This window comes from Sphingomonas sp. GW821-FHT10F11, from assembly GCF_058809095.1.
Genome location: NZ_JBXASH010000013.1, coordinates 1 through 14,074 on the forward strand (window position 1 = coordinate 1; position 14,074 = coordinate 14,074).

Below are 14,074 nucleotides of genomic sequence, written 5' to 3' on the forward strand. Positions count from 1 at the left end.
ATGTCCCTTCATCTATACCAACAATGTCAAAGAGCACACAAACCCGACGCCAAATCCCACCCCTTTTTACTGGGGCGGTTCAGCGCCTGGTTTATGGTGACCTCAGAAGCGACCGTGTCGGCCACCGCTGCGGTGAGGGGGCTCTATATGGGCGAGTTTTCGACCGCGCAAGCACAAAATGCATTGAAGTGACTTTTATCCGTCATCCGGCAGCGTCTGTCCGCGCCCGGGGCGCCGTCCCTGCGTGTTCGACCGCTGCCTCGCTTCGGATTCCCCTGTTTTTACGGCGATTCTCGGCTCGGGCCGCCAAAAACAAGGGCCAGTGACCCGGATGGAGGCCGCCCCTCGATCAAAGGCTTTGACACTCAACGGCACTGTCACGACGATTCGGGTGAGTCGGGCCTGTTCGACTCGAAGAGGCGCTCCCCCTACCCCTTGGCCCTGGCGATATAGCCGTCGACCACCCGCTCGAGCAGCGTCAGCGGCACGTTGCCCGTCTCCACCACGACATCGTCATAGGCCTTGAGATCGTAGCGCGGGCCGAGCGCGGCCTTTGCCTTGTCGCGCAGGCGATTGATCTCGTTATGGCCCATCTTGTAGCCGCAGGCCTGGCCGGGCATTGCGCAATAACGTTGCAACTCGGCGGTGAGCTGGCCGAGCGGCATGCCGGTCGCCTGCTGGAACCAGGCAAGCGCCTGGTCGAAGGTCCAGCGTTTCGCATGGATGCCGGTGTCGACCACCAGCCGGCAGGCGCGGAAGTTCATCGACTGGAGATAGCCGATGCGGCCGAGCGGATCCTCGTCATAGGCGCCGAGTTCGGCCGCAAGCTGTTCCGCATAGAGCGCCCAGCCTTCCGAATAGGCATTGAAGGCAAGCAGCGAGCGGATCAGCGGCAGGCGGTAGCTGTACTCGCCCTGCCAGACATGGCCGGGAATGCCCTCATGATAGCAGAGCGTGGGCAGCGAATAGCGCGGCCAGGTCTCGGTCGATTTGAGATTGATGTAATAGATGCCCGGCTGCGAGCCATCCATCGAGCCCGGCCCGGCATAGCCGTTGGGCGCGCCGTCCTGGATCGCGGGCGGCACGCGTTTGATGATGAGATTGCCCTTCACCAGATTGCCGAAGGCGCGCGGCAGGCGCGTGCGGACATCGGCGATCCGGCCGTTGAGATAGGCGAGCAGCTTTTCGCGCCCGGCATCGTCGTTGCTGAAGACGAGGTCGGGCCTTTTGCCGAGCGCGGTCAGCCGGTCGCCGACGCTGCCCTGGGTCAGGCCCTGCCCCTTGAGGAGCGTGTCGATCTCCGCATTGATCGCCTTGTTCTGGGCGAGGCCGAGCGCGTGGATCTCGTCCGGCGTGGCGTTGGTGGTGGTGCCGGCCTTGACCAGCCAGCCATAATAATCGTCCCCGTGCGGGCGCTGCCACACGCCGGGGATCTCGCTTGCCTTCGGACGAAGTGCGGCGAAGGCGGCGATCTGGCGGTCGAGCGCCGGCGAGACCTGGTCGGTGCAGAGTTTCGCGGCGCGCTCGGCATAGGATGCGGGTAGGCCGGCCTTCGCGCATTTCTCGCCGAAGCTTTTGACGATCGCCCAGTCGGCGACGGGCGTGCCTCGGATGCCCTTCAACTGGCCGGCAGTGATGTCGATCACGAGCACCGGCGGGATTGCGCCCTTGCCGGCATCGGCATGCATGCGGCCGGTTTCGCCGTCGAGCGCGGCGGCGTAGCTTTCCAGCCGCGACAGATAGGCGTCGGCATCCGTAGCACCCGCGACATCATGCTTGTTCTCGAGCAGATCGGGCAGGTCAGAATAGGCGGCGCCGAGTTGAGTGACGATATAGGGCGAGCTGCGATAGCTGACATTGGCATCGAGCACCGCGTTCGCGCCGACCGGCATGGTGCGCCAGCCCTCCTCGGCCAGGGCATAGGCGGCCTCGGCGGTGTCGAGGTCGAGCGCGGTCGACGGCGACAGGCCGGCGCGATCGAGCTTGCGCATCTGGCCGAGCCGGACGGTGCAGCGGGCCGCGCGAGCCCGATCGCCGGCGATGCTGCGATCCATGAAGCGGCCGTGCAGCGCGGCGCGATCGCCCCGGTCGATGCCGAGCGACAGGGCATATTCGGGGGAGTCGGCGAGAAGATCCTCGGCCAGGGCCGCGAGCAGCGCCTGCGCTTTCGCGTCGGCCGGGTCGGCGGCGGCAGTCGCCCAGGCAGGAAGTGCCGCCGTCAGGCCGAGCGCGCCCGCGCCGGTGAGCAGTTCGCGCCGTGTCGTCTGTAACATGGTGGCTCCGTGTCGGTTGATGGGCGAGCGTATCGGGGGAATTGGGCGCCGGCTAGAGTCGGACGGACGGTGGTCCGAGCCGCTCCGCGCCATCCTTCAGCGCCACCCCGGTCCTCCCCTGCTCCCGCGCGCCCCGCAGCAGCCGTACGATCGTATCGGCCGCCGCGCCGTAGGAGAGGCCATGCGGCGGGCGGATATTGGAGACGCAATTGCGTTCGCTGTCCCGCCTGCCCTGTCGCGGCTGCCAGGTGATGTACGCCCCGAGGCTGTCCGGCGCGGTCAGGCCAGGGCGTTCGCCGATCAGGATTACCAGGAGATCGACGCCCAGCGCTTCGCCGATCGCATCGCCGAGCGCGACGCGCGCCTGGCGGGCCAGTATCACCGGCGCGATCGACCAGCCGGGCAGGCGGTCGGCCAGCGCCAGCACCATCGAGGCGGCATGGTTGTGGACGGCGGTGGCGGACAGCCCATCCGCCACGACGATCGCCAGGGTTTCGCCACCATGGGCAAGCTTCGCCACATCGTCGGGATCGAGCTGGCGGCCGAGATCGGGGCGGCCGAGATAGTCGGCGCGATCCTTCGCGCGACTGCGCACCTCGATCACCGGGCGGCCGATCGCGTCGGCAAAGCCCTCCGCCGACAATGCGGCGTGGACCGCGTCGCGCGCCCGGGCATGGTCGAGCTGGAAATCGAGCAGCGCGCGGGTCGGGAGTGCCTGACCGGCGCGGCCGAGCGCGACGCGGGCCTGGGTCAGGGCGCGGAGCCGCCCGGCGAGCACGGAGACTGGAGGGTCAGCCAAGCAGACCTCTCAATGCAGGGATGCGATCGGCGGCAAGCGCGTGCGGGGCGACGTCGAGGATACGGCCCTCCGGCGAAAGCAGGCCGATGCCGGCCAGCCATGCCTCGAATTCCGGCGCGGGGCGCAGGCCGAGCACCTCGCGCAGATACAGCGCATCGTGGAAACTGGTGGACTAATAGTTGAGCATCACATCGTCGGCGCCCGGCACGCCCATGATGAAATTGACACCCGCGACGCCGAGCAGGGTCAGGATCACATCCATATCGTCGCCGTCCGCCTCGGCATGGTTGGTGTAGCAGATGTCCATGCCCATCGGCAGGCCGAGCAGCTTGCCGCAGAAATGATCCTCGAGCGCGGCGCGGGCGATCTGCTTGCCGTCATAGAGATATTCGGGGCCGATAAAGCCCACCACCGAATTGACCAGCAGCGGCCGGAAGGCGCGGGCGACGGCATAGGCGCGTGCCTCGAGCGTCTGCTGGTCGACGCCGTGATGCGCGTTGGCGGACAGGCAGGAGCCCTGGCCGGTCTCGAAATACATCACGTCGTGGCCGATCGTGCCGCGGCCGAGCGACAGGGTCGCTTGCTGGGCCTCGGCCAGCAGGGCGAGATCAATGCCGAAGCCGCGATTGGCGGCTTGCGTGCCGGCGATCGACTGGAAGCAGAGGTCCACGGGCGCGCCGCGGCGGACCAGATCGAGCGTGGTGGTGACATGCGCGAGCACGCAGGATTGAGTCGGGATGGCCCAGGCCTGGCGGATCTCGTCGAGCAGGTGAAGCAGGGTCGCGGTGGTCTCGACATTGTCGGTGGCGGGGTTGATGCCGATCACCGCATCGCCCGCGCCCATCAGCAGCCCGTCGAGGATCGAGGCGGCGATGCCGGTCGGGTCGTCGGTCGGGCTGTTGGGCTGGAGCCGGACCGACAGGCGACCGGGCAGACCGAGCGTGTTGCGGAAGCGGGTGATGATGCGAATTTTCCGCGCGACGGCGATCAGATCCTGGTTGCGCATCAGCTTCGAGACGGCGGCGGCCATTTCCGGCGTGATGCCGGATGAAGCGGTGGCGATGGCCGCGCCGTCCGTGTCGTTCGACAACAGCCATTCGCGAAAGGCGCCCAGGGTAAGATGCGCGATGGAGGCGAAGGCCGCCTTGTCATGCGTATCGAGGATCAGACGGGTGATCTCGTCCGCCTCGTACGGGACGATCGCTTCGTCGAGAAAGGCCGCAAGGGGCAGGTCCGCCAGGACATAGCGCGCCGCGATGCGCTGCTCCGCGCTCTCGGCGGCCAGGCCGGCAAGGACGTCGCCCGAGCGCAACGGACTGGCGGCAGCGAGCAGCTGCCGCAGATCGGCGAAGCGATAGCGCGTGTCCGCAAGGTCGATATGATAGCTCGGCAGCGCGCGTCCCCCGATCCAGGCCGTGGCGAGAGGCACGACGCTATCCGGATCGGCCCGTCGCGCAAAGAAAACTCCGCGCAGGCGCTGCTTCAGCCCGACCCGGCCCTTTCCTTGAGGCCGCCGCCGAGCGCGACATAGAGCGACACCTCGCTCTGCAATTGGGCGCTGCGCAGGGCGAGCAATTGCTGTTCCGCCGAGAAGAGATTGCGTTCGGCGTCGAGCACTTCGAGATAGATCGACAGGCCATTGTCGTAGCGCAGCCGCGCGACGCGGGCGAGGCGGCGCTGGGCGTCGACGGTGCGGACCTGCGCCTCGATCTGCTCGGCATATTGACGGCGCGCCACCAGCGCGTCGGCGACTTCCCTGAAGGCGCCCTGGGCCGCGCGCTGATAGGCGGCGACGAGTTCGTCGGCCTGAGCCTTGCTGAGCGCGACGCCGGCTGACGTCTTGCCCCAGGTGAGGATCGGCAGGGTCGCGTTCGCCGCCGTCTGATATTGGAAGGAATCGCCGGAGATCAGGCTGCCGAGCTGGGGCGAGATGAAGCCGAGCAGACCGGTGAGCGAGATCTGCGGCAGGAACGCCGCGCGGGCCGCGCCGATATTCGCATTGGCGGCGCGCAGGCGTTGTTCGGCCTGTTGGATGTCGGGGCGATTCTCGAGCAGCGCCGAGGGCAGGCCGGGTTCGAGATTGGCATATTGACCGGGATCCGACAGCGGACGGGCGGCCGGCAGCGGATCGACGATCGGTCCGCCGACCAGCACGGTCAGCAGGTTTTCCGATTGCTGCGTGGTGCGGCGCAGATCCGCGAGCTCGGTTTCGGCCTGGGTGACAAGCAACGCAGCCTGATCGTAATCGACCGTCGAGGTGACGCCGGCGTCCATCCGCTTCCGTGCGATGACCAGCCCCTCGCGGCGGCCGGTGACCGAGCGTTCGGCCAGCGCGATCTGTTCCTCGCCCGCGCGGATTTGCAGATAGGTCGCGGCGACCTGGCCGATCAGCGAGAGGCGGAAGGCGCGCTCCGCCTCGACGGTGGCGAGATATTCGCGGCGCTGCGCCTCGGACAGGTTGCGCACTCGTCCCCAGAAATCGAGCTCGAAGCTCGAGACCGACGCGCCGAGGGTGAACTGGTTGACGGTGAAGGAACCGGTCCCGCCGCCCGTACCGCTGCTGGGAATGGCCAGCGAGCTGAGCGGCGTGCGGCTGCGCGAGGCACCGGCCTGCAGATCGACCTGCGGCAGGCGCTCCGCATCCTGGATGCGATATTGCGCGCGGGCCTGGGCGACGCGGGCGACCGACTGCGCCAGATCGCGATTATTGGCGAGCGCGGCGGCGATCAGCGCCTGGAGGCGGGGGTCGCCGAAATAGTCGCGCCAGCCGATATCGGCCGCGGCCCGCGCGCCGGGCTGGCCCCCACTCTGACCGTCGCCTTGCGGGAAGGTCGCCGAGATCGGCGCGACCGGCTGGCGATAGGCCGGCGCGAAGTTGCAGGACGCGAGCGCGGCGGCGCCGGCCAGAGCGACAAACTTACGCATGAGCGGGTGCTCCGTGATCGGGCGCGGCATCGGACGCGTCATCGTCGATCGGCTTGCGCTTGTGCGACAGCCATTTGCGCGCGGCATAATAAAAGACCGGGGTGAAGAAGATGCCGAACGCGGTGGCGGTGATCATCCCGCCCATCACGCCGGTGCCGACCGCATGCCGGCTGGCGGCCCCTGCCCCGGCCGCGATGACCAGCGGCACCATGCCGAGGATGAAGGCGAGGCTGGTCATCAGGATCGGCCGCAGGCGTTGGCGCACAGCCTCGAGCGTCGCCTCGAGCGGGCCGCGGTCGCCGACCTCGTCATCGATCGCGAACTCGACGACCAGGATGGCGTTTTTCGCCGCCAGGCCAATGATCGTGATCAGGCCGATATTGAAATAGACGTCAGCCGACAGCCCGCGCAGCAAGGTGAAAACCACCGCGCCGAGCACGCCGAACGGCACCACCAGCAACACCGACAGCGGGATCGCCCAGCTGTTGTAGAGCGCCGCGAGCAGCAGGAAGATGACGACCAGCGACAGGCCGAGCAGCATGCCGATCTGGCCGCCGGCCTGTTTCTCCTCGAACGCGGTGCCGGTCCATTCATAGGCGAAGCCGGGCTTCAGCACGCGCTGGGCGATGCGCTCCATCTCGACCAGCGCCGCGCCCGAGCTCTGGCCCGGTGCGGCCTGGCCCGAGACGGTGGCCGACGTATAGCCGTTATAGCGCTGGAGCTGGGTGGCGCCCGCCGTCCAGGAAACCTTGGTGAAGGCCGAGAAGGGCACCATGGTTCCGGCCTGATTGCGCACCCGGAGCGCGAGCACATCCTCCGCGCTCATCCGGCTGGGCGCATCGGACTGGAGATAGACGCGCTGGACGGTGCCCTGGTTCGAGAAGTCGTTGGCATAGGCCGAGCCGAAGCTGATCGCGAGCGTCGCATTGACGTCGGCGATGCTCAGGCCGAGCGCGCGTGCCTGGACCCGGTCGATATCGACATAGAGCTGCGGCGAGGGCGCCTGCCCTTCCGGCCGGACGCCGGCGAGCTTCGGGTTCTTCGCCGCCTCGGCGAGGATGGCGCCCATCGCCGCCTGCAGCCCCGCCGGATCGTCGCCGACCCGGTCCTCGATCTTCATCGTGAAGCCGGTCGCATTGCCCAGCGCCTGGATCGCCGGCGGGTTGAGCGCGAAGATCGTCGCGCCGGGGATGCCCGCCGTCCCGCCGAAGGTGCCGCCGATCACCGACTCGACCGAATTCGCCGCACCTTTCCGATCCTCATAGGGTTTGAGGCTGACGAAGGAGAGTGCTGCCGACTGGCCCTGACCGAAGAAGTTGAAGCCGATGACCGAGAATGTCTGGTCGACCTGCGGCTGTTTGAAGAGATAGGCCTCGGTCGCCTTGACCGCGGCGGTGGTGCGCTCAGCCGTGGCGCCGACCGGCGCATCGTAATTGACGAGGAAATAGCCCTGGTCCTCATCGGGCAGAAAGCCGCCCGGCAAGCGCCCGAACAACAGCAGCGTCACGGCGAAGATCGCCGCGAATACCGCGAGCCAGCGCACCGGCCGCGACAGCATCTTGCCGACGCCACCGACATATGAGTCGGTCGCGCGGCCGAAACGATCGTTGAACCAGTTGAAGAAGCGCTGCGGATAGCCGCGCCAGCCCGCCGCCGGCACGCGTTCTTCGCCCGGGGCGTGCTTGTGCGGCTTGAGCAGGGTCGCGCAGAGCGCGGGCGTGAGGGTGAGCGCCAGCACCGCCGAGAAGAAGATCGAGACGGCGAGCGTGACGGAGAACTGGCGATAGATGCCGCCGGTCGAGCCGGGGAAGAACGCCATCGGAATGAACACGGCGATCAGCACGAGCGTGATGCCGATGATCGCGCCGCGGATCTGCCCCATCGCCTTGATCGTGGCGCGCGGGGGCGACAGACCCTCCTCGGCCATGATGCGCTCGACATTCTCGACCACGACGATCGCGTCGTCGACCAGGATGCCGATCGCCACGACCATGGCGAACAGCGACAGGGTGTTGATCGAGAAGCCGAACGCCCAGAGCCCGAGACAGCCGCCGGCCAGCGCGATCGGCACGACGATCGCCGGGATGACGGTCGCGCGCCAGCTCTGCAGGAAGACGAACATGACGAGGAAGACCAGCAGCATGGCCTCGACCAGGGTGCGGATCACATTCTCGATCGAGCTCGAGATGAACGGGGTGGTGTCGTAGGAGATCGACCATTTGATATCGGCCGGGAAGTTGCGCTCGAGCTCGGCCATGCGCGCGGACACCGCATCGCGCGTGGCGAGCGCGTTCGCGCCGGTCGCCAGCTGCACCGCGATACCGGCGACTTCCTTGCCGTTGACGGTCGATTTGAACTGGTAATTGTCCGCACCGATCTCGACCCGCGCCACATCGCCGAGCCGGACGGTCGACCCGTCGGGATTGGCGCGGATGATGATGTTGCGGAACTGCTCGGGCGTCTGGAAGCGGTTCTGCGTGATGATCTTGGCGTTGAACTGCGCGCCCGGCCCGAGCGGCTGATCGCCGATGCCGCCGCCCGCGGTCTGGCTGTTCTGCTCCTGCACCGCGCCCAATGCGTCGGAGGGCGACAGGTTGAAGCCGGCGAGCTTTTCCGGATCGAGCCAGATGCGCATCGCCTTTTCGGACGAAAAGAGCTGGGCATTGCCGACGCCCGGGACGCGGCGCAGCTCGTTCAGGATCTTGGTTGAGGCGAAGTCGCCCAGCTCGAGGCCGGAGGTCTTGCCGGTCCTGGACTGGATGCCGATGACTTCAAGGAAGCCGGCCGAATTATCGGTGATCTGGATGCCGAGACGGCGCACGTCCTCGGGCAGGCGCGGCTCGGCGCGATTCAGCCGATCCTGCACCTGGGTGCGGGCGACGTCGAGATTGGTGCCCGACTGGAAGGTGAGGATGATCTCACCGGTGCCGTTCGCACGGCTGGTCGACGACATGTAGAGATATCTCTCGACCGAATTGAGCTCGCGCTCGATCACGGCCGTGACATTCTTGTCCATCGTGTCGGCGTCGGCACCGTTATAGGTATAGCTGAGCGTCAGCGAGGGCGGCGCGACCGAGGGATATTGCTCGATCGGCAGGTTGAGGAGCGCCAGGGAGCCGAACAGCGCGATGAACGCAGCGATGACCCAGGCAAAGACCGGGCGATGGACGAAAAAGCTGTCCATGACGATCAGTTCCCTCGCTTCTGCTGTTGACCAGTTGCGGCGGGTGCGGGATCGCCCTGGACCTGCACCTTCTGCCCCGGCTGCACCTTCTGCCAGCCATCGGTGATGACGCGCTCGCCGGCCTTGAGCCCCGATTTGATCACCCAATTGGGCCCTGCCTGACCGCCGAGCTGAACGGCGCGCGCGGCGACCGAGCCGTCCTTGCCAACCACCGAGACGCTGGCATTGCGTTCGCCGATCTGGACCGCGCTCGCGGGCACGAGGATGCCGTTGGGGCTGGTGCCCATCGCGATGCGGCCGCGGATGAACTGGCCGGGCAGCAACAGCCGCTCGCCATTCGGGAAGATCGCGCGCAGCACCTGGCTGCCGGTCTGCGGATCGACCACCTGGTCGGCGAAATCGAGGCGGCCGACCGGGCCATAGTCGCGGCCATTGGCGAGAATCAGGCGGACCTCGACCTGCGACAGCGGTTTGGTGACGCCGCCGGCCTGGCGCAGATCGAGGATCTCCGCACTGGACTGAGTGAAGACGGCGTAGATCGGCGAGGGCTGCTCGATCGTGGCGAGCAGGGTGGCCTGGCTTGCGCTGACCAGCGCACCTTCGGTCACCTGCGCGCGGCCGACACGGCCGGCGATCGGGGCGCGGACGATGGTGTAGCCGAGCTGGAGCCGAGCGCGCGCCAGTGCCGCGCGGGCATCGGCGACATTGGCGGTTTCCTGCCGCAGGGTGGCTTGGGCCTGATCATATTCCTGCGCGCTGACGGCGCGTTCGCTGACCAGCGGCGCGTAGCGGCGGACCACCGATGCCGCATTGGTGCGCGCGGCCTCCGAGCGCGCGAGCGCGGCACGGGACTGCTCGACCTGTTGCGCGAGATCGCGCGGGTCGATGCGGAACAGCGGCTGACCGGCGGTGACATCGGTGCCTTCCTGATAGAGGCGCCGTTCGATGATGCCGTCGGCGCGCGCACGCACCTCGGCGGTGCGCACCGCCTCGATCCGTCCGGGCAGCTCGACGATATTGGGCACTTCCTGCGGACGAATGGTCATCGCGACGACCAGCGGAGGCGGCCCCGCCCCCATCCCTCCCCCAGCGCCTGGTTGCGAGTTGCCTCCGCCGCACGAGGCGAGCGCGAGGAGAAACGGGCCGTAAGCGATGCGGCGGAGAATGGTGTTGGTCACGGAAAAACTCCGGGGTTGAGCGGCCGGTAAAGGGAGGCGGGTTGGGGTGCGATCAGCGGTCGGGGTAGGTGAGGCGCATCAGCATCTCGAATACTTCAGCCGATACTGGCGGCGGATCGGTCGGGTTTTGCAGCGAGTTCAGCCAGGCGCCGTCGGCGGCGAGGCGGACCAGCGCGCAGGCCGGGTTGTCGTCGGTCGCGGCATGGAGCGCGATCCGGCCCTCGACCCATTTCCCCCAGCCGTCCTGCAGATCGGGATCGGCGAGCATCGCCAGGCACAAGGTCCGGGACGATGTATGCCCGCCCAGCTTATGGTCGGCGAACAGGCAGTTGAGATAGGCGCGGGTGAAGCGTCCATGCGGTTCCGGATCGGTCGCCATCATGGCTTCCAGGGTCTCGTCGGCGAAGTCGATCATCGCGCCGAGCACGCCAAGGACAAGGTCCTGCTTGGACGGGAAATGGTGGAACAGCCCGCCCTTGGTGACCCCGGCAGCTTTGGCGACGGCATCGACCGTCAGGCGGGACAGGCCCCGTTCCGCAATCAGATGCGCTGCTGCCAAGGTAAGGGCGAGTCGGACCTTTTCAGGTTCCTTGCGCCGTTCATAGGCCGAGGGTGGGATCATCACGAAAGCCGATGGCCGTTAAAACCGACCGTCCGGTATCTTTCAGAAATGGCGAAGTCAAATGATCTTGTGTTTCTGGGAAAAAAATTGACCGGACCATGTGGCGGCACCGCCACAGGCCATGGCGCCCCTAGAGGAACAGCCCCGTAATCCACCAGGTCAGCGCGGCGACCAAAGCGGCCGCGGGGAGCGTCACGAACCAGGCGATGACGATGTTGCTGGCGACGTTCCAGCGCACCGCCGAGAAGCGGCGCGCGGCGCCCACCCCGACGATCGCGCCGGTGATGGTGTGGGTCGAGGATACGGGCACGCCGCCGAAAGTGGCCATGAACAGGGTGATCGCGCCGCCGGTTTCAGCGCAGAAGCCCTGGGCCGGGGTGAGGCGGGTGATCTTAGAGCCCATGGTGTGGACGATCTTCCACCCGCCCGACATCGTGCCGAACGCCATCGCCGCCTGGCAGGCGAGCACCACCCAGAAGGGCACATGGAAGTCGCCGTGGTAGATGCCCTGGGAGAAAAGCAGGACGGTGATGATGCCCATCGTCTTCTGCGCATCATTGCCGCCATGGCCGAGCGAATAGGCCGCCGCCGAGAGGAGCTGCAATTTGCGGAAGCGCTTGTCGACGCCCATCGGCGTGAGCTTCAGGCTGGTCCAGGCGACGAGCAGTACCAGCACCAGCGCGAGCCCGAGGCCGACCGCGGGCGAGGCGAAGATGCCGACCACCGTCTTGAGCACGCCGGCCCATACCACCACGCTCAACCCTGCCTTGGCGATGCCGGCGCCGAGCAGGCCGCCGATCAGCGCGTGGCTGCTGCTCGAGGGGATGCCGAGCATCCAGGTGATCACGTTCCACACGATCGCGCCGATCAGCGCGGCGAAGATCACCTGCGGATCGACGATCTGGGTCGAGATGATGCCGGTGCCGACGGTCTGCGCGACATGCTGGCCGAACACGGCAAAGGCGATGAAGTTGAAAAAGGCGGCCCAGAGCACCGCGTGATGCGGTTTCAGCACGCGGGTCGACACGACGGTGGCGATCGAATTGGCGGCGTCGTGCAGGCCGTTCAGGAAATCGAACAGCAGGGCGACGCCGATCAGGCCGATCAGCAGGGGGAGGGAAAGCGTCACCAGCGGCTCAGGCGTGATCGATCACGAGACCCTGGATCTCGTTCGCGACATCCTCGAACCGGTCGACGATCTTTTCCAGATGGCTGTAGATCTCGCGCCCGACGATGAAGTCCATCGGTGCGTTGGGCCCGTGGGCCTTGAACAGGGCCTTTAGGCCTGCATCATGGATGTCGTCGGCATCGCCCTCGATCTTGATCAGCCGCGCGGTCAGATCGTGCAGGCGGCCGGAATTCGATCCGAGCGAGCGGAGCAGCGGGATCGCCTCCGCCGTGATGCGCGCCGCCTCGACCACGATGCCGGCCATGTCACGCATCTGCGGCTCGAAACTGGTGACCTCGTACAGCTCGATCGACTTGGCGGTGCCGTTCATCTGGTCGATCGCATCGTCCATCACGCCGATCAGGCTGGTGATCGCGCTGCGATCGAACGGCGTCACGAACACACGCCGGACATCCTGCAGCACCTCGCGGGTGATGTCGTCGGCGGCATGCTCATGATCGACGATCGCGGCGATATTCTCGGCGATCGGGCCCTGATTGTGCAGCAGGCGGGCTAGTGCGTCGGCACCGGCGACGAGCGTCTCGGCATGCGCCTCGAACTGGTCGAAGAATCGGCCCTGTTTGGGCATCAGCGCCTGGAACCAAGCGACCATGGGTATCCTCTTTCTAGCCTGGGTCCGGAACGCGGGAAGGACGCGCTGCGCCAGACTAGCCGGAATCACCGGTGCTCGGAAAGCGGCAATGAGGCTTTTCAGCCCGGGTTCATCGACCGACGCGGCAGCCCGAGGCAGATCGAACCAGCGCGTGTCGCGCTGATGCCGTTCGGGCCATTCCACGACCTGTTCGACAAAGGCGATGGGGAACACCGTCACCACCAGATCGCGGTTGCGCCCGGCGCGGCGGCGCTTGGTGTAGGAGAAGCTGCCGATCGGCGATGGGCAGGCGATGCCGCGCACCCCCGCCTCTTCGAACGCTTCCTCGGCCGCGGCTTCATGCGGGGCCAATCCCTTGATCGGATTGCCTTTGGGAATCACCCAGCGACCCGAATCGCGCGAGGTGATCAGCATCACCTCGGCACTGCCATCGGCGGCGATACGATAGGGAAGGGCGGCGACCTGGTCGATCTGATGTGGCTCCACGTGTCACTTTTGTGACAGCGAACTCAGAATCACGTCAGCGCGAACAAGTCCAGTACATCAACACCCGAGCCGGGTGGCGAGATCCGTGATGCTGTCGGCGAGATAGTCCCATTCCTGCCGGAAATGCCGGTCGGGGGCGGGCCGGCCGCCATATTCGAGCGGGCGATCGACATAAGCGGCGGCAAGGCCGCAGGCGCGGGCGGCGGCGAGATCGCTATGGTGTGCGGCGACGAGGCAGAGGTTCGCGGGGTCGATACCGAGTGTTTCGGCGGTGCCGAGATAAGCGCGTGGGTCCGGCTTGTAGGCGCCGGTCACTTCCGCGCCGAGGATCGCATCCCAGGGCAGGCCGCCGCGCCGGGCCATTTCCAGCATCAGCGCGATATTGCCGTTGGACAGGGTGACGATCGGATAGCGCGCCTTCAATCGGGTCAGCCCCTCGACCGCGTCGGGCCAGGGATCGAGACGGCGCCATGCATGCGCGAAATGCTCGAGCCGTTGCTCGTCCACGCCGGTCACGCCATGACGGTCGAGCAAGGTGTCGAGCGTCTCGCGGTTGAGCACGTCCAGCCGCACGAAGGGACGTCTGCCGGTGCGGCATTCCTCCATCGCCGGCTGGTAGAGCCCGCGCCATCGATCGGCGAACCCAGCGGGATCGATATCGGGGCGGCCGAGATCGGCGAAGAAGCATGCCGCCTCGCGCGCGATGCTCGTGCGCCAGTCGACCACCGTGCCAAACACGTCGAACGCCAGCGCCTCGATCGGAATGTTTTTGCCGCGATGGCCTGCAATCTCGTCCATGCAGCATCCCATAGGACGCCGAAGCGCC

Annotated in this window: 10 protein-coding genes and 1 pseudogene; 1 reads left to right on the top strand and 10 read right to left on the bottom strand. The window is 66.9% G+C overall.

Features of this window, described 5'->3' with window-relative positions; genetic code table 11:
- Nucleotides 1-192: hypothetical protein (locus AC1RT8_RS23485; RefSeq protein WP_493078850.1), on the top strand; the 192-nt coding region annotated here is incomplete at its 5' end.
- Nucleotides 193-428: 236 nt separating this feature from the next.
- On the opposite strand, the gene AC1RT8_RS23490 is transcribed toward AC1RT8_RS23485, so the two are convergent.
- The 10 genes and pseudogenes from AC1RT8_RS23490 to AC1RT8_RS23535 all read right to left on the bottom strand — a co-directional run bounded on the left by AC1RT8_RS23490 (nucleotide 429) and on the right by AC1RT8_RS23535 (nucleotide 14,046).
- Entirely contained in the window at nucleotides 429-2,273 is a 1,845-nt protein-coding gene (locus AC1RT8_RS23490) for a DUF885 domain-containing protein (protein ID WP_493078852.1), read from the bottom strand.
- 52 nt (nucleotides 2,274-2,325) lie between these two features.
- Nucleotides 2,326-3,072 (bottom strand): ethanolamine ammonia-lyase subunit EutC, encoded by a 747-nt coding sequence (eutC, locus tag AC1RT8_RS23495; protein WP_493078853.1) that lies wholly within the window; start codon nucleotides 3,070-3,072, stop codon nucleotides 2,326-2,328.
- Nucleotides 3,065-4,501, bottom strand: a pseudogene (locus tag AC1RT8_RS23500) (ethanolamine ammonia-lyase subunit EutB). The gene eutC and the pseudogene AC1RT8_RS23500 overlap by 8 nt, the downstream one beginning before the upstream one ends.
- A gap of 53 nt (nucleotides 4,502-4,554) precedes the next feature.
- The gene (locus AC1RT8_RS23505) at nucleotides 4,555-5,997 is read right to left on the bottom strand and encodes an efflux transporter outer membrane subunit (protein WP_493078855.1); all 1,443 of its coding nucleotides are present in this window, start codon (nucleotides 5,995-5,997) and stop codon (nucleotides 4,555-4,557) included.
- Nucleotides 5,990-9,181, bottom strand: coding sequence for a multidrug efflux RND transporter permease subunit (locus tag AC1RT8_RS23510; protein WP_493078857.1), 3,192 nt, complete (start codon nucleotides 9,179-9,181; stop codon nucleotides 5,990-5,992). Before AC1RT8_RS23510 ends, AC1RT8_RS23505 begins: the two co-directional genes overlap by 8 nt.
- 5 nt (nucleotides 9,182-9,186) lie before the next feature.
- On the bottom strand, nucleotides 9,187-10,359 hold the full coding sequence (locus tag AC1RT8_RS23515) for an efflux RND transporter periplasmic adaptor subunit (protein WP_493078859.1): 1,173 nt from the start codon (nucleotides 10,357-10,359) through the stop codon (nucleotides 9,187-9,189).
- A gap of 52 nt (nucleotides 10,360-10,411) precedes the next feature.
- Nucleotides 10,412-10,981, bottom strand: a complete 570-nt coding sequence (locus AC1RT8_RS23520; protein WP_493078951.1) for a TetR/AcrR family transcriptional regulator — start codon at nucleotides 10,979-10,981, stop codon at nucleotides 10,412-10,414.
- A gap of 130 nt (nucleotides 10,982-11,111) precedes the next feature.
- Complete coding sequence (locus AC1RT8_RS23525; RefSeq protein ID WP_493078953.1) at nucleotides 11,112-12,113, bottom strand: inorganic phosphate transporter; 1,002 nt, start codon at nucleotides 12,111-12,113, stop codon at nucleotides 11,112-11,114.
- A gap of 4 nt (nucleotides 12,114-12,117) precedes the next feature.
- Nucleotides 12,118-13,233, bottom strand: coding sequence for a DUF47 family protein (locus tag AC1RT8_RS23530; RefSeq protein ID WP_493078955.1), 1,116 nt, complete (start codon nucleotides 13,231-13,233; stop codon nucleotides 12,118-12,120).
- Nucleotides 13,234-13,305: 72 nt separating this feature from the next.
- On the bottom strand, nucleotides 13,306-14,046 hold the full coding sequence (locus tag AC1RT8_RS23535; protein ID WP_493078860.1) for a haloacid dehalogenase type II: 741 nt from the start codon (nucleotides 14,044-14,046) through the stop codon (nucleotides 13,306-13,308).
- Between the last annotated feature and the right edge of the window lie 28 nt (nucleotides 14,047-14,074).